This window comes from Sphingosinicella microcystinivorans (genome assembly GCF_003634215.1).
GTDB lineage: Bacteria > Pseudomonadota > Alphaproteobacteria > Sphingomonadales > Sphingomonadaceae > Sphingosinicella > Sphingosinicella microcystinivorans.
Map to the genome: position 1 here is coordinate 40242 of NZ_RBWX01000010.1, position 21992 is coordinate 62233.

Sequence of the window (21992 nt, forward strand, 5' to 3'; positions counted from 1 at the left end):
TATCCTGACGGGCAGCCGTCACCCACGATACAGGAGAGAATGCCCATGGCAGTACGTCCCGCCCTTCCGACCATTCCGGGGCTCGACAAGGTTTTCATCGGCGGGCGCTGGCAGGAATCGCGAGGCGGCGGCCTGGTCGACGTTATCTGCCCGGCGGACGAGGAAGTCGTCGCGCAGGTCATGGACCCGTCCATCGCTGACGCTGACGCGGCAGCGTTGGCCGCGCATCAAGCCTTCGATACAGGGCCGTGGGCGCGCATGTCGGTGCAGGATCGTGCGACCGTTTGCGAAAGGCTGGCCGATGCCATCGAGAAGCGCCTCGGCCTGCTCAATACGGCTTGGCTGCTCGAAGCCGGTGCGCCGATCGCGCATGGCGAGATGATCAACAGCGGTGCCGGCACGATGATCTGGCGCAACGCCATCGCGCAGGCCCGCGCCGCGAAGTTTGAAGAACGGCGGAGCGGTCCGCTGGGCGAAGCGGTCATCATTCATGAGCCGATCGGCAGTGTGCTCGCCGTGCTGACGTACAATGGGCCGGTTGTGCTGATGGGGATGAAGGTCATACCGGCGTTGCTTGCGGGCTGCACTGTGCTGATAAAGCCGGCGCCGGAATCTCCGCTGACGTCGCGCCTCATCGCCGATGCGATTGAAGAGGCTGATTTCCCTGAGGGTGTGGTCAGTGTGCTGGCGGCGGGTACGGCCGTGACGCAGCATCTGGTGGAGCATCCGCTGATTGACATGATCGCGCTGACCGGCGGCACTGCGATCGCGGTGGACGTGGTGAAGCGCAGCGCTGCGCGCCTTGCGCGCACTGCGCTTGAGCTTGGCGGAAAGTCCCCGGCGATCATCGCCGACGATGCGCCGCTGGAAACCGTCCTGCCGACGCTGATGGATGGCATGACGGGCTTTCTCGGTCAGGTCTGCGTCTGCCGCTCCCGCGTGCTTGTGTCCGAGCGTCGCTACGAGGAAGTGATTGACGCCTTCGGCAGCGCCTTCCGTGATCTGAAGGTCGGTCTGCCATGGGATTCGGACGTCGACTTCGGACCGCTTGCCGTGAAGCGTGGCCGGGACCGTGCCGAGGCGATGGTGCAGCGCGCCCGGGAACAGGGTGCCGAGGTCGTGGCCGGCGGTCGTCGCCCCGCACACATGAATAGGGGCTGGTATTACGAGCCGACGCTTCTGCGCAATGTCACAAATGATATGGAAATCGCCCAGGAAGAGGTCTTCGGTCCGGTGATCGGCGTCATTGCTTATCGTGATCTCGACCACGCGATCGACATTGCCAATGACAGCAAGTTCGGCCTCGCTTCGTCCATCTACACGGCCGATCCGGATGTGGCGATGAACGTGGCGCGCCGTATCCGGTCCGGAGGGGTCGCGGTCAATAATGCAGGCGTTTCGCTGACGGAGCCGTTCGGGGGATTCAAGCAGTCCGGCTGGGGTCGCGAATGCGGCGTCGAAGGCATCTTCGAATTCACCGACACCAAACAGGTGCTGCTGAGCGGAAGCTATCTCAATGCGTGACGCGGGCGCGACCGAGGCGGACGGCGGCCAGTTCGATTATGTGATATGCGGTGCGGGCGCGGCGGGCTGCGTCGTGGCCAACCGCCTTTCCGCCGATCCCAGGATCAGCGTTCTGCTGATCGAAGCGGGGCCATCCGACAAGGGTTGGCTGACCGACATGCCGCGCGGGTTCGCGAAGCTGCTGCTGAATCAGCGCCGTGCGCGCTATTTCCAGACCGGTCCTGACAACGGTGCGAAGCCTGGCGGTGAGATGTGGTCGCGCGGACGGATGCTGGGCGGATCGAGTTCGATCAACGGCATGCTCTATTTCCACGGGCTGCCGCAGGATTATGACAATTGGGAAGCGCTCGGCAACGAGGGTTGGGGCTGGGATAGGATCGGCGCGATCTTCCGCCAGATGGAAGATCATGTGCTGGGCGCGGGCGAGGCGCGCGGCGCCGGCGGCCCGGTCAAGGTCACGATCAACCCCGAGCGCAGTCCGCTGATGGACGAGGTCATTCGCGCGGGCGGCGCGCTCGGTTGGGACATGGTCGACGACCTGAACGAACCGGCCGGCGACCGGATCGGCTACACGCCGTTCAATATAGGCAAGGCGAAGCGATCGGGATCCTCGCAGGCGTTTCTGCATCCGGTGATGAGCCGCCCAAACCTGACCGTGCTGACCGGGACGCTCGTCCAGCGCGTGGTGTTCGAAGGGCGGCGCGCAGTGGGCGTCGTTGCCGATGGCGGCAGTGGGTCCACGCGATATCTCGCAGGCCGCGAGGTCATTCTGGCGGGCGGAGCATTGCAGACGCCCCAACTGCTGGAGCTTTCCGGCATCGGCTCGGCGGAACGCCTGAAAGAGCACGGGATCGAGGTTCTTCACAACAGCCCCGGCGTTGGCGAGAACATGCGTGAGCATTGCCTCATCATCATGCAGCGGCGTCTCAAAAAGGAATGGAGCCTCAATCGCGAATTCAGCGGCTGGCGCGCACCATTTAACGTGGCGCGCTGGTTTGCGCTGCAGAATGGACCGATGGCGTTTCCGGGCTTTGATGCGGCGGCGCTGATCGCCTGCGATCCGGCGGCAACCCATCCCGATTGCCACCTGATCTTCTCACGCACATCAATGGACCTGCGTTCGTGGGATGGCTGGACCAAGGGGCCGCAGCTTGAGGCACTGCCGGGTATGCAGCTGATGGGCTATCCCAGCCAGCCGCGCAGTCAGGGCAGTGTGCACATCACGTCGGCCGATCCGGCGGCTGCGCCACAGATTCGGGTCAATTACCTGACAGACGAATACGACCGGCAGGTCAGCATCCACATGTTCCGCAAGATGCGGGCGCTGATCGAGCATCCCAGCCTTGCCGATATCGTCGGCGAGGAGACGATACCGGGCGCAAAGGTTGAGAGCGACGACGAGATCCTGGATGCCTTTGCTACCTATTCAGGGCCAGGTTATCACGCCTGCGGAACAGCGCGCATGGGCAGCGATCTCATGGCCGTGGTTGACAACCGACTGCGCGTGCACGGTGTGGAGGCGCTGCGCGTGGTGGATATCTCGATCTTCCCGACCCAGACATCGCAGAACACCGGCGCGCCTGCCATGGCTGTCGCCTGGCGTGCGGCGGACATCATAAACGAAGACAGGCAACGGGCGGCGTAAGCGATGAACGAGGCGTTGCAGCGAGAGATGGCGAGAACGGACCGGGGCAGAGTGATGGCGGCGGATTCCGCCTATCATGTCTTCCCGGAAAACCGCGGACGCGATGTGATCGTCAACGCTTCCTATTGCGGCGTGCTGCCTGCGCGCTTTCTGGGCGCGCAGGCGCCGCGCGGCGCGATAGGCGTGGATTGCGGCGTCGGGCCGGCCGGCGCCTCCATCGCGGGGCTGTGGTATCTTGAGGCGCTGAATATCCCCGCGGCTGTCGCGGATGTGATGACCGTTCAACTGGGCAATGGTGTTGACCTGTATGACCGTGGTGTCATCAGCTTCGTCAACCGACCCGCTCAGGATTGCGGGGTACAGGCTGGTATGAAAGTCTCCGAAGCGGCGATGCTGATGCTGATTGCGGACCCGGCTTCGCCTGACGCCGCCGAGGTGACCAACCGCACGCTCGTGGATACCAGCCCGTCGGGCCGGAAGATATTCTGTACCGATTCAATCGCTTTCGGTTTGCCAGAGGATGTCGAGAACGTGCTGGTGACGGCGGGGCACACCGGCCGCAGCGCCGTGCCTTATCTACTCAAGGTGAGGCCGTTCGGCTTCATTTGTTCGGATGGCGGTGGGGGGCGAGACGCGTCAGGCCGGCTCGGCCTCGAGATGGTTGAGAATGCAGGCCTTGCCGGCGCTACGGTGGATGCGCGCCTTGCCCGTATGGGCGATGCCCTTTCCAGCTACCACGACGGAATCATCACCGGCGCCAACAGCCTGGCACGCGCCGCTGGCGTTGACATTGGAATGTCGGCTAGGGTAGCCGCACGCATTCTGGCTGAACGCAATATACTCTGAGGAGGTCGGAGGAATACGGAATGAAGGCCGATCTAGAGCTTGATACCAAAGCCGGCAAGCAGGCTGGCACTGAACGGCCGAAGGGCAAGAAGGCGCAAGCCCGAGTTACGCACGCCAGCGCGGTTCGCATGGCTATCGAAAGCGACATCTTCATGGGCAAGCTCCTGCCGGGGACGCCCATCGACGAAGACGAACTTGCAGAGCGTTTCAATGTGTCGCGCACGCCGGTTCGCGAAGCCATGTTGCAATTGTTGCAGAGCGGGCTGATCGAAAAGCTGCCGCGCCGTCCCGCCATGGTCGCCCGGCTGGATCTGCCACGCTTGATCCACATGTACGAAACAGTGTCCGAACTGGAGGCGCTGTGCGCGCGCTATGCCGCAACGCGGATGACCACGCGCGAACGCGATGCGCTTGTAAAAGTGCACGAACTTTCGGAACTCGCGCTGCAGGCCGGAGACACTGCGGGCGTCGGCCGGCACGGTCGCAAGTTCCACTCGCTCATCATCGAATCCACGCATAACAGCGTATTGATTGAAACGACCACCAAGCTCGCGCTGCATACGCTGGCCTATCGCCGCTTTCAGCTCTCGCGGCCGGGCTTTTCCGAACAGAACCAGCATTTCCATGCTGCGATCCTCGAAGCAATCCTTGCCGGCGACAATGTTGAGGCCTTCGAGCAGATGCGGCGCCACGTTACCGTGCAGGGCGATGTTCTGGCCGATTATATCTCAATGGGCGAAGACAACGTCAATCTGTCGGACGACCTGTAAGGGTGTGCACGGCTCCGCCCGGTTTGGGCGGAGCGCTGCATTCCCGGAAGGTCTCAGCCGCGCATCTTGCCGGCAATGAGATGGCGTCCCACCACCAGTTTCTGCACTTCGGACGCACCCTCGTAGATCCGCATCGGTCGTGCCTCGCGGTACAGCTTCTCGACCAGGTTGCCGCGCGTGACGCCGGCGCCGCCGCACAGCTGCACTGCACGGTCGACAACTCGTCCCGCCGCTTCGCTGGCGACCAGCTTGGCCATGCAGGCGTGGTAGGGCGTCGCGTCACCGCGAACGTCATGAACCCAGGCGGCGCGATAGACAGTGAGCGCAGCGGTGTCGATGTCGCTCGCCATGTCGGCAAGGCCCATCTGCACGCCTTGTAACTCGCCCATCTTTTTGCCGAACAGTTCGCGAGCGCGTGCCCGCTTCAACGCTTCGCCCATCGCACGGCGGGCTAGGCCAACACCGGCGGCACCGACCGAAGGCCTGAAGATGTCGAATGCGCCCATGGCGACCTTGAAGCCCTGTCCAGCTTCACCGATCAAGGCATCGGCCGGAATGCGGCAGTCGGTAAAGGTCATGCTGGCGGCAGGATGCTCGGCGATGAACTCGATCGGATCGCTGCATTCCAGCCCCGGCGTATCGGCATCGACGAGGAACACGGACAGTCCGCGCGAACCGGGCGCTTCGCCAGTTCGCGCGATGACCAGATAGTGATCGGCAAAACCGGCGTTGGAGATCAGCGTCTTCGCGCCGTTCAGCACCCATCCACCGGCAACGCGTTCAGCTGTCGTGGTGGTCGCGGCGACGTCAGAGCCGCCATCGGGTTCCGTTAGTGCGAAAGCGGCAACGGCTTCACCGCTGCGGCAGCGCGGGAGATAGCGCTGCTTCTGTTCCGGCGTGCCATAGTTCTGGATCGCCAGTGTGCCGATGCCCTGCATGGTGAACATCGCATCGAATAGCGCTTCTTCATATGTCAGCGCTTCGCGGATGAGGCAGAGCGAGCGCACGTCGAAGGGCGCGCCTTCGTCGGGGATGAGATACTTCAGGAAGTCCGCCGCGCCCAACGAGGCGACGATGGCGCGGCATTTCTCCGAAAAGTCTGCGATCTCAGCCTTGTGGTGTTCGGCCTGTGCCCATGCTGTGACGGCCTTCGCCAGCTCATGATGGCGAGGCTCGAAAAAGGGCCAGTCCCACAACGCCCAATGCTGATCGGTTACTGCCTCGCTCATGGCTTCACGGCCTCCGGATTGCCTTTGAAATTGGGATCGTAGCGCGATCCCGCCGCGCCCCCGATCGGCAACAGTGCTTCGAGCGTCGCCAGGTCAGACGGATCGAGCGCAACCTGCGACGCCGCTACATTCTCTTCCAGATACTTGATCCGCTTCGTGCCGGGGATCGGCACGATATCCCGGTCCTGGTGTAGCAGCCAAGCAATCGCGATCTGGCCCGCCGTGCATCCTTTGCGCTGCGCAAGGTCATTTACATGCGCGACGATGGCGAGGTTTCGATCGAAATTGTCACCCTGAAAGCGAGGCGAAGTCAGGCGGAAATCATCTTTGGCGAGATCGTCGGCCTTCTGGATCGCGCCTGTCAGGAAACCACGGCCGAGCGGGCTGTAAGCGACGAAAGTGATATTGAGTTCGCGGCAGATCGGCAGAACGTCCCGCTCCGCCTCGCGTGTCCACAGCGAGTATTCGGATTGCAGCGCGGCTATGGGATGCGTTGCATGCGCGCGGCGCAGCGTGTCGCCATCGATTTCGGATAGGCCGATCCCGCGGATTTTTCCCTCCTCCACCAGGCGCGAAAGTGCGCCGACAGTGTCTTCGATCGGAATGCCCGGCGCGGCGCGATGCACATAATAGAGATCGATCACATCGGTGCCGAGCCGCGCCAGCGATTCTTCGCAGCACTGGCGCATATAGGCGGGCGAATTGTCGATATCTCGATCGTATGTGCTGCCCTGTGTGCCGCCCGGGTCGCGTACCACGCCGAACTTGCTCGCCAGCATCACGCCATCGCGCTTGTCGCGGATAAAGTCTCCGACAAGCTGCTCATTATGGCCACGGCCATAGACATTCGAAGTGTCGAAATGCGTTACGCCCAGCTCAAACGCTCGTTCCAGCGTGGCGCGGGACTGCACGTCGTCCCGCTCTCCATAGAACTCGGACATGCCCATGCAGCCGAGGCCCATGATGGAGCTTTGGATCCCGGAAGCGCCCAGGGTTATGGTCTTCATGGTGAGGTTCCTCAGTCCAGTCGCTCTATCACCGTCGCGGTACCGAGTCCTCCGGCACAGCAGATCGCCTGTGCGCCATAGCGTGCGCCGCGCCGCTCCATCTCGTTGAGCAAGGTCGTCATGATGCGTGCGCCGCTTGCCCCGAGCGGATGGCCGAGCGCGATGGCGCCGCCATTGACGTTGAGCTTGTCGTGGCTCACGCCGAGTTCCTTCATCCAGACGATGGGCACCGAGGCGAAGGCCTCGTTTACCTCGAACAGGTCGATATCGGCGATCGTGAGGCCGGCGCGATCGAGCGCTTCGCGCGTGGCCGCGATAGGCCCGGTCAGCATCAGCTCCGGATCGGAACCGACGACGGCGGTGCTGCGAATCCGTGCGCGGGCGCGCAGGCCGAGTTCGGCCGTCTTTTCCGCAGACATCAGTAGAAGCACAGACGCGCCGTCACAGATCTGCGAGGCATTCCCGGCGGAGACGCGGCCATCTTCCGGCCGGAACACGCGCTTCAGCGTATCGAGCTTCTCGCGCGTCGTGTCGCGGCGGATGGTCTCGTCGCTGTTAAACACGCCGCGTGGCTCGTCAGCGCGGGCTTCGGCAAGGGCGTCGATATCGATCGGCACGATCTGGCTGTCGAACCAGCCCGCATCGGCGGCGGTCGCTGCACGGCGATGGCTTTCCATCGCGAAGTCATCGTGATCGGCGCGCGAGATATCCCAGCGGTCCGACAGCACTTCGGCCGCCTCGCCCTGCGAGGTCAACGCGAAGCGCTCGTTGAGCATCCACCCGAAGGTTTCGCCATGAACGTCGCGGTTGCCACCCATCGGTACGCGGGTCATGCTTTCAGCGCCGCCCGCAACGACGATGTCCGCCATGCCCGATGAGATAAAGGCGAAGGCGGTGTGGATTGCTGCCTCGGCTGAACCGCATTTGCGATCAACCGTCATGCCTGGAATGGTTTCCGGCCACCCGGCCGAGAGCAAAGCTGTGCGCGCGATGTTTCCGCACTGTTCGCCGACCTGGGTGACGCAGCCGAAGATCACGTCGTCGATCTTCGCCACGTCAATCCCGGTGCGACCCGGCAGGGCTTTCAAGAGCGCGGCGGCGAGGTGATCGGCGCGAACGTCCTTCAGCGCGCCGCGGAAGCGGCCGGTCGGCGTACGAACGGCATCGACGATGACGACATCTCTCATCGCACGGCCCTCAGGCCCGAACCCGGTACTTTCGCACCATTCTCGTCGTATTCGTAAACGCCGCGTCCGACTTTGCGGCCATGACGACCAGCCTTCACCATCTTGATGATGAGCGGGCAGGGTCGGAACTTCTCGCCCATCACACCATGCAGATATTGCAGCACGCGAAGGCGGGTATCCCAGCCGGTCAGGTCGCCCAGTTCCAGCGGTCCCATCGGGTGATTGAACGCCATACGCAGCGACTTGTCGATATCCTCAGCAGACGCGACACCCTCCGCGAGCATGTACATCGCCTCGTTGCCCATCATCGCCGACATGCGGCTGGTGGTGAAGCCGGGCGCTTCGTTGACGACGATATGATCCTTGCCGAGCCGCTTTACCCAGTCGATCGCCTGCACAAGCGCTTCATCGCTGGTTTCCAGTCCCCGAATGATCTCAACGAGTTTCATCTTGGGCACGGGATTGAAGAAATGCATGCCGATCACGCGGCCGGGCGTATCGATGACCGAGGCGATTTCGCTGATCGACAGTGCCGAGGTGTTCGTGGCGAGAAAGGCGGTGGAAGGCAGAAGGGCAGCGGCGTCCTTCAGGATCGTATGCTTGATCTCGATATTCTCGACCGCCGTTTCAACGAGCAGCGCGGCATTGGCGAGGCGCTCGTCCAGAGTTGTGGCGGTGGTGATGCGCGCCTTCGCGGCCTGCGCATCCGCCTCCGCCAATTTGCCGCGGCTGACACCTTCGTCCAGCAGCTTGCCAATGGACTTCAACGCTTTGTCCAGAGCGCCCTGCGCAGGATCGATCAGCAGGACATCACATCCCGCGACGGCGAAGCCGTGCGCGATGCCGGTTCCCATAAGGCCTGCGCCAACAACCGAAACTTCATTCTTACTCGACATGTAGAGTCCTAACATTGAATCTCTGTTGAGAGCTCAATTCCCTGTAAAATTCGGTGGTCGCTTCTCGCGGAATGCGGCTGCAGCTTCGGCGCGGTCGCTGGTGCCCATCAGCAGCGTGAACAAACTCTTTTCAAGACGCAGCCCGCTTGCCAGATCCAGATGCGCGCCGCTGATCGCCGCTTCCTTGCAATAGGCGACGGCAGCAGGCGGCCGCGCCGCGATGGTTGCAGCCAAAGCGAGGGCATGGGCGATGGCATCCTCGCGGTCCTCGGCCAGACGCGTGACGATGCCAAGCCGGTATGCTTCTTCTGCCGGGATCTTTTCGGCTGAAAGCAGTAGATCGAGCGCGGGCCCAAGCCCGATCAGGCGCGGCAGGCGCTGAGTGCCACCGCCGCCCGGTATCAGCCCGAGCGCGGTTTCGGTCAGTCCGAAGCGGGCGTCGCGTGAGGCGATGCGAATGTCGCAGGCCAGCGCGATTTCCATGCCGCCGCCAAAGCAGATGCCATGGATCGCGGCGATGACCGGCTTTGACACCCGGTCAAGCGCCTCGATCCAGCTGTGCGGCATGAAGCGGCGGCGTTCGGAAACGAGCGATCCAACCTGGCGGCTTTCCTTGATATCGGCGCCCGCACAAAATCCACGCTCGCCCGCCCCGCAGAGCACAAGCGAGCGGATTGCCGGTTCCTGCTCTATCGCGGCTAGCAGTTGCGGAAAGGACTGGCGAATATCCTCGTTGAAGGCGTTGATCTGCTCGGGGCGATTGAACGTCACCTGCGCAACGTCACCATGGTGTTCGATGAGCAGGGCGGGCGTCGGCGAGGTGACAGTCATTGTGCTGCCTCGCGCCGCGTGGCCGGGGCAAGCCGGTCCCAGGTCCGCTCGCCGATGCCGCGTTCGCGCAGCGCCTTCTTGCGCACTTTCTCTGTTGCGGTTTGCGGCAGGGCGTCGACGAATTCGAGATAGCGCGGCACCATAAACGCGGGCAGAGCCACATCGCAGGCAGCGATAATGTCTTCAGGTGCTGCGCTTTCACCTTCGGCGAGCACGATGAAGGCCATGACCTCATCTTCGCCTGCATCCTCGTCAGCCCGAACGCCGACCACGGCGCATTCCGCGACCGCCGGGTGCTTGCGCACGCCGGCCTCGACTTCGAACGACGAGATATTCTCACCACGCCGGCGCAGCGCGTCCTTCACGCGGTCGACGAAATAGTACCAACCCTCTGCATCGCGGCGCAGGCCGTCGCCGGTGTGGAACCACAAGTCGCGCCAGGTCTCGACCGTCTTTTCGGGCATGCCGAGATATTCGCTGCAGATGATGCCAGGCGCCTTGGGGCGGACGAGCAGTTCGCCCGACTCTCCTTCCGGCACATCCTCTCCGGTCTCGGGGTCCGCCAGCCGAACTTCGAACCACTGGTCGACCAGAACGCCGGACGCGCCATCGGGGCGCTTTGCGCCGTGCGGTGTCATGAAGACGTTGGAAATCTCGGTTTGGCCGAAGCCGTCCACATAGTCTGAAACCCCGAAGCGTTCCGTGAAACGCCTGCCCAGTTCGGGCGCGAGCGGAGCCGCGTAGATCGTCCGGACGTTGTGCGTGCGGTCATCCTCGCTGGGCGGACCGGCGAGAATGAACGCCATCGTCGCGCCAAGCAGGTTCGTGACCGTCGCGCCGGAGCGCTTTGCCCGACCAGCCCAGTCGGATGCTGAGAACCTGGGGTACAGTACAACCTGCGCGCCGGCGATCAGGCTCGGATAGACGGTAAGGAACTGCGCGTTGCCGTGGAACAGCGGGAAGCCCGTCATATAGACGTCGTCTTCAGTGAGACGCATCAGTTGTACGTCTTCCTCGGCGAAGAAGTAGAACTGCGAGTGCGGCATGACCACACCCTTTGACACGCCGGTCGTACCGGATGTCATGAGCACGGCCGCCGGATCGGACGGCTTCACTGCGATACCCGGATTGCTCTCGTTTCCCGACCGCAAGACGTTGAACGGGTGAACTGCAATGCGGTTGAAGTGCGGGGCGGATGCCTCGCCTTCAATCAGGAAAAGAGCTTCCAGTGAAGGGAGCTTGTCTTCGATCTCCGCAATACGTGTAGCCAACTCAGGGCTTGTGACGAGGATCTGCGTCTGGCTCAGGTTGATTGGATGCGCGAGGAAGTCCCCCTTGTACGCATCGCTGATTGCAACCTCCACCGCGCCGAGTTTGGCGAGGGCGAACCATGTCAGTACGAACTCAAGGCAATTCGGCAGAAGAATGCCCACCATGTCGCCCTTGCCGACACCAAATCCGGCTAGTCCATGGGCCAGGCTGTTCGCGGACGCATTCGTCTGCCCGAAGGTGAGCGGCGTGCCGGCATCAGTCCATCTTATATAGGGCCGATCCGGGTGTGCGGCCGACTGATGTTCGAGCACGGCGGGCAGCGTCCAACTTTCGCGGGGGAAACGGGATTGGAAATGCGGAAACGTCAGCACGATTGAAGTGTAATCCCTATTTGAAGCCGCAAAAATATTTTGTTCAGCTTTTAATATATATACGTAACGCCCAATGCAAGTATGTAGCGGTCGATCCCATAAAACTCCTACGATCCCGGGGATTCTAAGCCGGATTAACGTCCGTTTTACCCCTGCCGTCGACCGTGGATCGAAGGGCCAGGGTCGCCTTCTTGTATTAAAAAACCATATTGCAAATATATATATGGATGAGTATCTTTGAAATAATTCTGGCGGCCCTGGTTGTCGGAGTGCGCAGAAGTGGCCCATTTTCAAGGGCGCCAATATGCAGGGAAGGAAAGCCAAATCATGAGTTCCAGGTCAATTTGTCGGGTTCTGTGCGGGTCTACCGCGCTGAGCACAGCGCTGCTGCTGGCTGGAGTGGCGCACGCGCAGGGTGTCGAAAACGCGACGGCGGCAGAAACCGCCGTTCAAGGCGGCGTAGAAGATATCGTCGTGACTGCGCGAAAGCGCGAAGAATCGATCCAGAACATTCCTGTCGCTGTAAGCGCCTTCTCGCAGGCCCAGATCGATCGTGCTGACCTGACCAGCGTTGAGAAGATTGCGGCCTCGACGCCTCAGCTTACCGTCGGTCGCGCTTCCAACGGTTCGGGTGCGCAGATCAGCATGCGCGGTATCGGCTCGAACTCCACTTCGCTCGGGATCGAACAGTCGGTCGCGGTGATCGTGGACGGCGCTTATTCGGGGCAGGGCCGCGTTATTAATGAAGGCTTCTTTGATCTTGCGCGTGTCGAAGTTTTGAAGGGGCCGCAGGCGCTGTTCTTCGGCAAAAATGCGACAGCAGGCGTCGTTTCGCTGACGACCGCCGATCCCACGGACGAATTTGAGGGGCGCGTGCGCGCTGGTTACGAATTCAAGGCAGAGCAAGCCGTTCTCGAAGGCGTCATCTCCGGTCCGCTGTCCGACACGTTTGGTGTGCGCTTTGCCATACGCGGTTCAAAAATGTGGGGCGGCTACTACCGCAACGTTTCAGAGGCTTTCGACTATCCGACGACCGACTTCGTCACGGGCGTGACCACGCCGCATGAAGCCCTTCCCACGCCGAACAATCAGCCGCGCGAAAAGGAACTTCTCGCCCGCCTCACGCTGAAGTGGGAGCCGACCAGCCGTCTGACTGTGAATGTCAAAGGCACGATCAATTACAACCGCAACAATAACAACAGCTGGAACTACGTGGCGTTCGGCTGCCAGTCCGGATTCAGCACCGTAAATCCAACAACTGAATGCCGGGACGACAATTTCGTCAGTCACATGAACAAGTTTCCGGTTGCGTTGGGTGAGGAAACGCCATTCGGCAAGGATGACGGTTCGCTGTATAACTATTACCGCGCCTGGGGGCTGACTGGCCAGGTCGGTTATGAACTGGACAATATCACCATTACCTCGGTGACCAACTATAGCCGGAACAAGAACAGCTGGGCCTGCTCGTGTGCGTATCAGGCGGCCGGTGTCTATGCGACCGAAGGCACGACCTGGCGCTCATTCTCGAACGAAACGCGTGCGCTGACATCATTCGACGGTCCGGTGAATCTGATGATCGGGGCGCTCTACCAGAAGACGAAGCGTGTGTTCGACCAGAATGTGGTGTTCGCTGGTGTCGAAAACAGTGCTGCCCCGGCTGGTATGCGCTATGTCGCCTATTCCAAGAATTCCGAGACAGAGGGCGAGACGATCTCTCCGTTCGCGCAGGTGATCTGGGACGTTACTGACGCGCTTAATTTCACCGCAGGCGTGCGCTATACGCATGAAACCAAGGACAGCTATTTCGTCCAGCCATACGTCAACCCTAGCCTGACCGGGCTGTTCGTGCCGAACGCCACCGTCGCGGCCGATCAAACTTTCACCAACTGGTCGCCAGAAGCCACGATCGCCTACAAGGTTACGCCCGACATCAACGTCTACGCCGCTTACAAGACGGCCTACAAATCGGGAGGCTTGTCCAACTCGGGCATCTATTCCGGTCTGTCGACGACGCCTGACGAGGACTTCCTGTTCGATCCGGAAAAGGCGAAGGGCTTTGAAGTCGGCTTCAAATCGACGCTGTTCGACCGCCAGTTGCGCTTCAACGTCACCGGCTATCGCTTCAAGTTTTCGAACCTGCAGGTCGACTTCTTCAACGCGCCGACATTCGCCTACCTCACGATCAACGCGGGTGCGGCGATTTCGAAGGGCATCGAGACCGAATTCGAATACGCTCCGCACGGTGTAGAGGGCCTGACGCTGCGTGGTACGCTGAACTACAACAGCTCGAAGTACCGCAACTTCCTCGGCCCGTGCTTCGCCGGTCAGACGATTGCGCAGGGCTGCCCCAGCCCGACCGGACCTGGCGGCTTCCCGCTCCAGGACCTGAGCGGAAAATCAACCTCGGTCGCACCGAAGTGGACGGCGACTTTGGGTGGCTACTATGAAACCGACATCGGCGCCGACACCACGTTCGGGATTGGCGCGGATGCCCGGTACAGCGGTAGCTATCTCGCCTCGGCCTTCGGCAATGAACTGTCACACGTTGACAGCTACATCACGTTCGATGCCTCGGCGAAGGTCGGCTTCCAGGGCGGGCGCTGGGAACTCGCTGTGCTCGGGAAAAACCTGACCAATCGTCAGTACTTCCTTGGTGCGCATGCGGATGGTCCGCTCACCGGCTCTGGCACGGGCACTGCTGCCGGCATCAGCGCCGACCAGATCGGCTTCGGCACGATTCCCCGGACGGTGATGCTGCAGGCGACGTTCAACTATTGATAGCTGATATGGTGCCGCGCCGCAGCGCCGGCGCGGCACCAGAAGTCATCGATGAAAGACTGGTATGCCTGTTTTTAGCGGTGGACACTTTCTGACACGCAGACTGGAGATGGCGCTGGGCGCCGCGCTCCTGCTCGCCCTCGCTGGTTGTGGCCAGCAGGGCAGTGAACGCGAGCAGGCCAAAACTGCTCCCGCAGGCCAGCTTTCCGATTCCAGCGATGGCGAGGATTGGCCCGCCTACGGCCGCACATACGGCGAACAACATTTCAGCCCTCTCGACGCGATCGATGTCGACAACGTTAAGCGCCTGGGCCTTGCTTGGACGCTCGATCTCGGGCCGGGCAATAGTGTAACGGCGCCGATTGCTGTTGGCGGAACCGTGTATTTCGCCAATGCCTACAGTCACGTCCATGCCGTGGATGTGGAGACGGGCAAGCTGCTGTGGGATCACGACCCCAAGGCTGCGGAAGCGGCGGGGCGCCGGTTACGCCAGGGCTGGGGCAGTCGCGGTCTCGCGTGGTGGAACGGCAAAATCTACACCGGCACGCAGGATGGCCGGCTGATGGCGCTGGACGCCAAAACGGGCAAGGAACTGTGGAGCGTTCAGACTCTGCAGGAAGGCGATTACCGCTTCATCAGCGGTGCCCCCCGGATATTCGGCGGCAAGGTCATCATCGGCCACGGCGGTGCGGATGCATCGGATGTGCGCGGCTATGTGACCGCTTATGATGCCGAGACAGGAAAGCAGCTCTGGCGGTTCTACACCGTCCCGGGCAATCCGGCCGACGGTTTCGAAAACGACGCCATGAAGATGGCGGCCGAGACATGGTTTGGTGAGTGGTGGAAGTACGGCGGTGGCGGAACCGTGTGGAACGCCATCACCTATGACGAGGCGCTCGACCAGATCTACATCGGCACCGGCAACGGCGCGCCCTGGAACCACAATATTCGCAGCGAAGGCAAGGGCGACAACCTGTTCCTGTCTTCCATTGTCGCATTGGATGCAAAGACGGGTGCCTACAAATGGCACTACCAAACCAACCCCGGCGAAAGCTGGGACTACAACGCGTCCATGGACATGGCGCTGGCCGATGTGAAGGTGGACGGAAAGCCGCGTCAGGTACTGGTGACGGCGCCCAAGAACGGTTTCCTTTACACAATTGACCGGACAAGCGGAAAGCTTGTTTCCGCCAAGCCCTATGTGCGCGTAACCTGGGCTACGGGCGTCGATCTCAAGACCGGTCGCCCGATCGAGGCTGCCAATCTGCGCGATGCCAGCAAGCCGTTCGAGATGGCGCCGGGAACGTTCGGTGCGCATTCCTGGTTGCCGATGGCCTACAGTCCGCGCACCAACCTCGCCTATATACCGGCAATCGAGCTATCGACGACGTTCGATCAGCGCGGGATCGAGACGAAGGGCTGGAAGCGCGCGAAAGAGAATATCCTTGATGTCGGGACTGCGGCAAGCTTCCCGCTCGACGCTGAAGGCGCGAGCGCACTCGTTGCCATCGACCCGGTCACGCAGGAACAGCGCTGGCGTATCCCGACACCGGGCTACATGAATGGCGGCGTCATGGCGACAGGCGGCAACCTCGTATTCCAGGGCCAGATCGACGGCAGTTTCAACGCCTATGCAGCGGACGACGGCAAGAAGATCTGGAGCTTTGATGCGAAATCGCCGGTCATTGCGCCGCCGATCACGTACCGGGTCAAAGGCAAGCAGTATATCACCGTGCTGACAGGCATGGGCACCGCCGGCGCCTATCTTGGCCCTCTGCTTGAACGCTTTGGTATCAACCCCGCCACGCAGGCGCGCCGTGTGCTGACCTTCGTTCTGGATGGCAATGCGAAGCTGCCACCGACCGAGCGCGGCCCCGTGGAAATTCTGGATGATCCGGAATACAAACCTGACGTGGCGTCCGAGACGCGCGGCGTAGTCCTCTATGGCCAGCGTTGCGGCGTGTGCCACGGCTTCCGCGCTGTTGGGGTTGGTGCCGCGCCGGACCTGCGCGCTTCGGGTATGCCCCGTTCCGCCGAAGCCTTCACTTCGGTGTTAAGGGATGGGCTGCTCGTTTCAGGTGGCATGCCGCAGTTCGATGAACTGACTGAACAGCAGCGCGATGACATCCGCCAGTACATCCGCATGGAGGCGCACAAGGCGCTAAAGCGCAAATAGGCCGCAGCCTGTCAGGCGCTATCCGCGCCGTCGTTCTCACCCAGTTGCGACAGCGCGCTCAGGATTTTGGCCGTGCCGGACTGCATCGCTGCGATCTCCATCGCCGTCAGGCTGGCATGTACGGCTTGATGCACAGCGATACTCAGTCTTTCACAGGCCTGGGCGACTTCGTTGCCCTTGGACGTGAGGGTCAGCGTGATCGCGCGGCCATCGACCTTGGAACGGGCGCGCATCACATAGCCGTGGTTCTCGATGCGCTGGATCTGATGGGCAAGGGTGGAATGGGGCAAGTGCATAAGCTTGCGCACGCGCGACACTTCCAGAACGTCCGCCTCGAGCGTAAGCACAAGAATCCGGGCGCTGATGACATCGATGCCATAGGACCGGAACAGCGGATTGCAGATACGCGCCATTTGGGCAGTGATCTGGTGGAAACTGAATGAGAGGCGGTCCTCCAGCGGGGGAAGATCGGCAGGAAGCACTTTGGGCATTGTCTGGCTCATCGCGCGACTGTGGCAGAAATGTAGGCGTTTAAAAACGCGCTTTCGTGATGTCCTACTGGACTTGTTGAGTGTGAATTTATATCAATATCGATATAAATTTCTGTGATAGCGGACCGCCGGGAGAATGGAAAAGCCATGACACTGTCACTCGAACGCCGGCTCGATCGTCTGGAAGCCCGCGCGGAAATCGCCGAGCTTTGCACCAACTACTGCATCGCATGCGACGACCGCGACCTGGCGCTGCTGGAAAGCTGCTTCACCGCGGATGTGCGCTTACTTTCGCTCGACCGCTTGTTAGACGCAAATGGCCGCGACGAGGCGATGACGATGTTCCGCAACATCCTTGGCATCCGGGGACCGGGATTCCACTGGACGCATGACCGCATCATCCGGTTCGACGATGCCAATCCCGATCGCGCCGAAGGGCTCGTTCTGGCGCACGCAGAAACCACGCCGCACGGCAAGGCCAGCATCGCCGGCATCCGGTACAACGATGCCTATCGTCGGGAGGGTGGGCGCTGGAAGTTCGCGGCGCGAACGCTGTCGTTCCTGTATTACATGGAGATGGCCGACTTCATCCAGCATTTCCCTACGCGCAAGCGGATCGGCCTTGGCGGCAATTGGCGCGAGGCGGATTTTCCTGAAAAGCTGCCGAACTGGGCAACTGCCCCGTCTCTGGAACAGTCGGGCGGTTAGCGTATCGCGCGAAACATGTCGCGAATATCGGTGCGGACGATACGAAACTGTTCGTGACCCAGTAGAGCATCGTCGTGATCATGAAATCGCGATCGAACACCGTATCTTTTGCTGCTGAAATATATCTGAAATTCTAAATCTGGTGATCCATCCTGAATAAGCCGTGGTGTTTGCCGGGCTGTGTCTGACGATCGAAAAGAGGACAAACATGAAGGCAATCGTATCACGGCATCTGCTGGCGCTGGACGGTTATAGGCTCGACAACGTCGAGGTCAGGGAGCCTGAGCGTGATGAAGTCAGTGTCAGAGTGCACGTTGCGGGCGTCAGCTTCGTCGATGTGCTGATTGCCTGCGGAGGACATCAGAACAGACCGGCCTTGCCTTACATTCCTGGCAGCGAATGTGCGGGCGTAATCGAGGCGGTGGGGCCGGAGGGAGATCAATCGCGCATTGGCGAGCGGGTCTGCGTGATGCCGCTTGGCGGGGCATATGCGGAGCGCGTCGTAGTGCCTGGATCCGCAGCGCTGACGATCCCGTACGAGATGAGCTTTTCCGAAGCGGCCATTGTGCAGGTGAATTACATCACTGCATATCATGCGCTTGTAGAACGCGCGCATATCGGGCCGCAGGAAACGGTTCTGGTGCTGGGCGCTGGCGGCGGCGTTGGTTCTGCGTCGGTGCAGCTTGCCCGCGCGTTGGGCGCGCGGGTCGTAGCGTCGGCCTCGAGCGCAGAGAAGCGCGCTGCAGCCCTGTCCGCAGGTGCGAGCGTCACGATTGACAGCAATCCAGCCGGTTGGCGCGACGCCGTTCGCGATGCCACCGATGGCTGCGGTCCCGACATCGTGATCGATCCGGTCTGCGGGAATTTGTTTGAGCTTGCTTTCCGGTCTTTGGCGTGGGGTGGGCGACACATGGTGGTAGGGTTCGCAGCCGGGACTATACCCACCCTGAACGCCAACCTTCCGCTTCTGAAGGGCGCCTCGCTCATGGGCGTGGAATCGAAGCAAGCGCTGGACCGTGATCCTGGGCTGCGGCCAAGAGCGATGAACTGCATGTTCGACTTTTTCAGGAACGGGCTGATCAGGCCGCGCGTCGGAAGGCTTTTCGAGTTCGATGAGTTCGCAATGGCCATGAAGCAGGCCTCATCGGGACAATCTGCCGGACATATGGTTCTCAAAACAATAGCGGAATAAGGCGCCCTGTCGCGGGGTAAGCGCGGGTACGACGATCCCGCGCCGGTTGACAAACCGCTGCGTCTTCATCGACGTGGCTCCTCATCAAGGAAAATCCGTCGGAAATACTAACTTTGCAACTGGACCACTTTCACAATGTCACCTCAGCCTCCCTTGGTGCGTTTGCTACATAATGCCGGAAAAGTCCTTGTAAGCCTTAGGCTTCAACCATGCGCCGGGGTCGTTGTTCCCTGGGTCCGAACGCGCTGCCGCGTCAGGCGCGCAACACCATCAGTTTCTTCTCCGTGAGTTCGCTCACCGCGTCCGCGACGCCTTCGCGGCCCAGCCCTGCCGCGCCGATCCCGCCAAAGGGCATCGCGTCGATGCGGAAGTCCGTGGAGTCGTTCACGATCAGAGCGGCGGCGTTCACGCGCTCGTGCGCGGCCATGGTCAGTCCCAGCGATCCGGTGAAAAGCCCCGCATGAATCGCATCCGCCGCGCCGCCCAGCCGGTCGAGCAGTGCCGCATCGTCTGGCACGGTTTCCAGCGTCGCGACCGGGCCGAAAATCTCGTGCGTCATGAGCGGATGGTCGGTGGACAGACCGGCAAGCCAAGTCGGCTGCACATGCGTGCCGTGCGCCTCTCCGCCGATCAGGAGCCGCGCGCCCGCCTGCCGTGCGTCGGCGATCGCGGCGGCGACGCGCGTCGCTGCCGCCTTGTCGACCATCGGGCCCATGTCGGTCGCATCGTCGAGCTTGGGGCCCAGTGACATCGCTTTCGTCAAGGCGATTAGTCGCTCCGTGAGCGGCCCGGCCATCCTGTCGTCGACGATGATGCGCTGGGCATGGACGCAATTCTGCCCCGCCGCCCAGAAAGCGCCGGAATGGATGCAGGCTGCGGCGCGGTCCAGATCGGCGTCCGCCGCGACGGCGACGGTACCCACTCCGCCCAGTTCAAGCGCCAGCCGCTTGATCCCCGCGCGGCGCGCGATGGCGCCCCCCGCCTGCCGACCGCCGGTGAAGGAAATGACGCGCGGACGACTGTCGACCACCAGCCGGTCGCCCAGATCGCCGCCGCCGATCAATATCTGGATCATGTCGGCCGGTGCACCGGCGGCATGGAAATGTTCGACCAGCCGCAAAGCCGAATAGGGCGTCTGCGGATGCGGTTTCAGGATGACGGGCGCGCCGACGGCAAAGGCTGGCCCCAGCTTGTGCGCGACCAGGTTGAGCGGGTCGTTATAAGGGGTGATCGCGACGACCAGTCCGGCCGGGCGGCACACCCACCAGCCGGTACGGCCAGCACCCGAGGGCGCCTGGTCCATCGCAACCGTGCCGCCCGCCAGCCGCTTTGCCTCTTGCGCGGAAAGCCGAAGCGTTTCGGCGGCGCGCAGCGCTTCCCCTCGCGCCTCGTGGATCGTCTTCACACCTTCGGTCGCGATCAGGACGGCGTGCGCTTCCTGATCGCGCGCAACGCGGTCGGCGACGTCGTTCAGGATGCGGGCGCGTTCGTGCGCGGGTAGCAACGGACGGCGCAGCGCCGCCATGCCCGCCGACAGCGCGCGCTCCGCATCGGCGGCGCTGCTCAGCGGCACTTCCCCGACAACCGATCCGTCATCGGGGTTCAGCACTGTAAGCATGTCGTCGACCGCCAGCACGCTCACCATGTCAGAGCGCATTTTCCCGAGTGAGCTGATCGACGACGGTATCGACCGACGCCTTAACGATCGCGACGATTTCGTCGGCGTCGCCCGGGGTCAGGACCAGCGGTGGCGCGAAGCCGAGGATGTCACCATGCGGCATCGCACGCGTGATCAGGCCCCGCCGCCGCGCTTCCGCCGACAGCCGTGCGCCGACTTTCAGTGCCGGGTCGAAGCGGCGCTTCGCCTGGCGATCGGCAACGAATTCGACCGCCGCCAGCATCCCGATGCCGCGTACTTCGCCAACCAGCTCATAGTCGCCCACCGCCTTGCGGAGCTGTTCGAGCAGATAGCCGCCGACGCGCTCGGCATTGCCGGCCAGGTCTTCGCGCTCGACAATGTCTAGGCAGACATTGGCCGCCGCAGCGCCGAGCGGATGGCCGGAATAGGTGTAGCCGTGGCTGAACGCGCCGACCTTGTCCGCGCCGTCGCGAACAACTTCCCAGACGCGCTCGCCAATGATCGCGGCCGACATGGGCACATAGGCGCTGGTCAATCCCTTTGCGCAGGTCACCAGGTCGGGTTCGATGTTGAAGCGATGGCTGCCAAAGGGCGTGCCGATGCGCCCGAAGCCGCAGATAACTTCATCGGCGATCAGCAGCACGTCATGCTTTTTCAGCACGGGCTGGATGGCATCCCAATAGCCGGCGGAGGGCGGCGTCAGCCCGCCCGTGCCCAGCACCGGCTCCGCGATGAACGCGCCGACGGTGTCCGGTCCTTCGGCCTCGATCTGCGCGTCCAGTTCGGCGGCGCGGCGCTTGGAAAAGGCTTCCTCGCTCTCCCCTTTATGCGCGCCCCAATAATGGTGCGGCACGCCGGCGTGCCGGACGATCGGCAGCGGCAGGTCCATATAGTCGTGATAGAAGGACATGCCGGTCATCGAACCGGAAATGACCGAGCAGCCATGATAGCCGCGCTCGCGCGACAGGATTTTCTTCTTCTTCGGCTTGCCGCGCAGGTTGTTGTAATACCAGACGAGCTTGGCCTGTGTTTCGTTGGCGTCGGACCCGGACAGGCCGTAGAACACCTTGCTCATGCGGCCCGGGGCCATTTTGACCAGCCGGTCGGACAGGGTTGCCAGCGCTTCGGTCGTATGGCCGGCATAGCTGTGGAAATAAGCGAGTTTGTGCACCTGTTCCGAAATCGCCTCCGCCACTTCGCTGCGGCCATAGCCGACGTTGACGCAATAGAGGCCGCCGAAGCCGTCGATCAGTTGCGATCCGTCGGCACCCCTGATGCGCACGCCCGACCCGGTCTCCACGACATAGCAATCGCCCACACCGGCGGCGAAATCCTTCGCATGGGTAAAGGGGTGTAGGACAGTCGCCCGGTCCATCTCCTTGATCGTGTCGAGTGCCGTCATGTGAAATCTCCTCGTATTTCGAGAGAAA

Annotated in this window: 17 protein-coding genes; 8 read left to right on the forward strand and 9 right to left on the reverse strand. The window is 62.1% G+C overall.

Going from position 1 to position 21992, the window contains the following annotated elements; all coding sequences use genetic code 11:
• Positions 1 to 45: 45 nt before the first annotated feature.
• Genes DFR51_RS14910 through DFR51_RS14925 form a run of 4 tightly spaced genes read left to right on the forward strand, consistent with a single transcriptional unit; the run spans position 46 to position 4785 of the window.
• Positions 46 to 1524, forward strand: coding sequence for an aldehyde dehydrogenase family protein (locus DFR51_RS14910; protein ID WP_121052652.1), 1479 nt, complete (start codon positions 46 to 48; stop codon positions 1522 to 1524).
• Positions 1517 to 3169 (forward strand): GMC family oxidoreductase, encoded by a 1653-nt coding sequence (locus DFR51_RS14915; RefSeq protein ID WP_121052654.1) that lies wholly within the window; start codon positions 1517 to 1519, stop codon positions 3167 to 3169. The genes DFR51_RS14910 and DFR51_RS14915 overlap by 8 nt, the downstream gene beginning before the upstream one ends.
• A gap of 3 nt (positions 3170 to 3172) precedes the next feature.
• Positions 3173 to 4015 (forward strand): hypothetical protein, encoded by an 843-nt coding sequence (locus tag DFR51_RS14920; RefSeq protein ID WP_121052656.1) that lies wholly within the window; start codon positions 3173 to 3175, stop codon positions 4013 to 4015.
• 20 nt (positions 4016 to 4035) lie between these two features.
• Positions 4036 to 4785 (forward strand): GntR family transcriptional regulator, encoded by a 750-nt coding sequence (locus tag DFR51_RS14925; RefSeq protein WP_121052658.1) that lies wholly within the window; start codon positions 4036 to 4038, stop codon positions 4783 to 4785.
• Positions 4786 to 4838: 53 nt separating this feature from the next.
• Here the strand turns inward: DFR51_RS14925 and DFR51_RS14930 are convergent, their stop codons facing one another.
• From DFR51_RS14930 to DFR51_RS14955, 6 genes are read right to left on the reverse strand one after another with little or no spacing between them, the layout of a single operon-like run.
• The gene (locus tag DFR51_RS14930; protein ID WP_121052660.1) at positions 4839 to 6014 is read right to left on the reverse strand and encodes an acyl-CoA dehydrogenase family protein; all 1176 of its coding nucleotides are present in this window, start codon (positions 6012 to 6014) and stop codon (positions 4839 to 4841) included.
• A complete protein-coding gene (locus DFR51_RS14935; RefSeq protein ID WP_121052662.1) occupies positions 6011 to 7021 on the reverse strand; it encodes an aldo/keto reductase in 1011 nt (336 codons plus the stop codon). Before DFR51_RS14935 ends, DFR51_RS14930 begins: the two co-directional genes overlap by 4 nt.
• An 11-nt stretch (positions 7022 to 7032) precedes the next feature.
• A complete protein-coding gene (locus DFR51_RS14940) occupies positions 7033 to 8208 on the reverse strand; it encodes a thiolase family protein (RefSeq protein ID WP_121052664.1) in 1176 nt (391 codons plus the stop codon).
• A complete protein-coding gene (locus DFR51_RS14945; RefSeq protein ID WP_121052666.1) occupies positions 8205 to 9104 on the reverse strand; it encodes a 3-hydroxyacyl-CoA dehydrogenase in 900 nt (299 codons plus the stop codon). Before DFR51_RS14945 ends, DFR51_RS14940 begins: the two co-directional genes overlap by 4 nt.
• A gap of 33 nt (positions 9105 to 9137) precedes the next feature.
• Entirely contained in the window at positions 9138 to 9935 is a 798-nt protein-coding gene (locus DFR51_RS14950; protein ID WP_121052668.1) for an enoyl-CoA hydratase/isomerase family protein, read from the reverse strand.
• Entirely contained in the window at positions 9932 to 11578 is a 1647-nt protein-coding gene (locus DFR51_RS14955) for an AMP-binding protein (RefSeq protein WP_121052670.1), read from the reverse strand. Before DFR51_RS14955 ends, DFR51_RS14950 begins: the two co-directional genes overlap by 4 nt.
• Before the next feature lie 261 nt (positions 11579 to 11839).
• On the opposite strand from DFR51_RS14955, the gene DFR51_RS14960 reads away from it, so the two are divergent.
• Positions 11840 to 14356: a TonB-dependent receptor gene (locus DFR51_RS14960; RefSeq protein WP_243445450.1), complete on the forward strand. Its 2517-nt coding sequence runs from the start codon at positions 11840 to 11842 to the stop codon at positions 14354 to 14356.
• Between the two features lie 109 nt (positions 14357 to 14465).
• A complete protein-coding gene (locus DFR51_RS14965; protein WP_121052674.1) occupies positions 14466 to 16532 on the forward strand; it encodes a PQQ-dependent dehydrogenase, methanol/ethanol family in 2067 nt (688 codons plus the stop codon).
• Positions 16533 to 16543: 11 nt separating this feature from the next.
• On the opposite strand, the gene DFR51_RS14970 is transcribed toward DFR51_RS14965, so the two are convergent.
• A complete protein-coding gene (locus DFR51_RS14970; RefSeq protein WP_121052675.1) occupies positions 16544 to 17023 on the reverse strand; it encodes a MarR family winged helix-turn-helix transcriptional regulator in 480 nt (159 codons plus the stop codon).
• 147 nt (positions 17024 to 17170) lie between these two features.
• Here DFR51_RS14970 and DFR51_RS14975 point away from each other — a divergent pair, with 147 nt between their 5' ends.
• Entirely contained in the window at positions 17171 to 17731 is a 561-nt protein-coding gene (locus DFR51_RS14975) for a nuclear transport factor 2 family protein (RefSeq protein WP_121052677.1), read from the forward strand.
• A 208-nt stretch (positions 17732 to 17939) separates the two neighbouring features.
• Positions 17940 to 18923: an NADPH:quinone oxidoreductase family protein gene (locus tag DFR51_RS14980; RefSeq protein WP_126494962.1), complete on the forward strand. Its 984-nt coding sequence runs from the start codon at positions 17940 to 17942 to the stop codon at positions 18921 to 18923.
• Positions 18924 to 19176: 253 nt separating this feature from the next.
• Here DFR51_RS14980 and DFR51_RS14985 read toward each other — a convergent pair whose 3' ends face one another.
• Both DFR51_RS14985 and DFR51_RS14990 read right to left on the reverse strand, forming a co-directional pair.
• Positions 19177 to 20580: an aldehyde dehydrogenase family protein gene (locus DFR51_RS14985; protein ID WP_121052681.1), complete on the reverse strand. Its 1404-nt coding sequence runs from the start codon at positions 20578 to 20580 to the stop codon at positions 19177 to 19179.
• Complete coding sequence (locus tag DFR51_RS14990; RefSeq protein ID WP_121052683.1) at positions 20570 to 21964, reverse strand: aminotransferase; 1395 nt, start codon at positions 21962 to 21964, stop codon at positions 20570 to 20572. Before DFR51_RS14990 ends, DFR51_RS14985 begins: the two co-directional genes overlap by 11 nt.
• Positions 21965 to 21992: the final 28 nt, after the last annotated feature.

What these genes read in the sequence shown, in the direction of transcription:
- DFR51_RS14970 (WP_121052675.1), bottom strand. Translation starts at nt 17,023, where the DNA reads ATGCCCAAAGTGCTTCCTGCCGATCTTCCCCCGCTGGAGGACCGCCTC.
- DFR51_RS14945 (WP_121052666.1), bottom strand. Translation starts at nt 9,104, where the DNA reads ATGTCGAGTAAGAATGAAGTTTCGGTTGTTGGCGCAGGCCTTATGGGA.
- DFR51_RS14935 (WP_121052662.1), bottom strand. Translation starts at nt 7,021, where the DNA reads ATGAAGACCATAACCCTGGGCGCTTCCGGGATCCAAAGCTCCATCATG.
- DFR51_RS14920 (WP_121052656.1), top strand. Translation starts at nt 3,173, where the DNA reads ATGAACGAGGCGTTGCAGCGAGAGATGGCGAGAACGGACCGGGGCAGA.
- DFR51_RS14940 (WP_121052664.1), bottom strand. Translation starts at nt 8,208, where the DNA reads ATGAGAGATGTCGTCATCGTCGATGCCGTTCGTACGCCGACCGGCCGC.
- DFR51_RS14950 (WP_121052668.1), bottom strand. Translation starts at nt 9,935, where the DNA reads ATGACTGTCACCTCGCCGACGCCCGCCCTGCTCATCGAACACCATGGT.
- DFR51_RS14985 (WP_121052681.1), bottom strand. Translation starts at nt 20,580, where the DNA reads ATGCGCTCTGACATGGTGAGCGTGCTGGCGGTCGACGACATGCTTACA.
- DFR51_RS14925 (WP_121052658.1), top strand. Translation starts at nt 4,036, where the DNA reads ATGAAGGCCGATCTAGAGCTTGATACCAAAGCCGGCAAGCAGGCTGGC.
- DFR51_RS14975 (WP_121052677.1), top strand. Translation starts at nt 17,171, where the DNA reads ATGACACTGTCACTCGAACGCCGGCTCGATCGTCTGGAAGCCCGCGCG.
- DFR51_RS14915 (WP_121052654.1), top strand. Translation starts at nt 1,517, where the DNA reads ATGCGTGACGCGGGCGCGACCGAGGCGGACGGCGGCCAGTTCGATTAT.
- DFR51_RS14990 (WP_121052683.1), bottom strand. Translation starts at nt 21,964, where the DNA reads ATGACGGCACTCGACACGATCAAGGAGATGGACCGGGCGACTGTCCTA.
- DFR51_RS14965 (WP_121052674.1), top strand. Translation starts at nt 14,466, where the DNA reads ATGGCGCTGGGCGCCGCGCTCCTGCTCGCCCTCGCTGGTTGTGGCCAG.
- DFR51_RS14930 (WP_121052660.1), bottom strand. Translation starts at nt 6,014, where the DNA reads ATGAGCGAGGCAGTAACCGATCAGCATTGGGCGTTGTGGGACTGGCCC.
- DFR51_RS14910 (WP_121052652.1), top strand. Translation starts at nt 46, where the DNA reads ATGGCAGTACGTCCCGCCCTTCCGACCATTCCGGGGCTCGACAAGGTT.
- DFR51_RS14980 (WP_126494962.1), top strand. Translation starts at nt 17,940, where the DNA reads ATGAAGGCAATCGTATCACGGCATCTGCTGGCGCTGGACGGTTATAGG.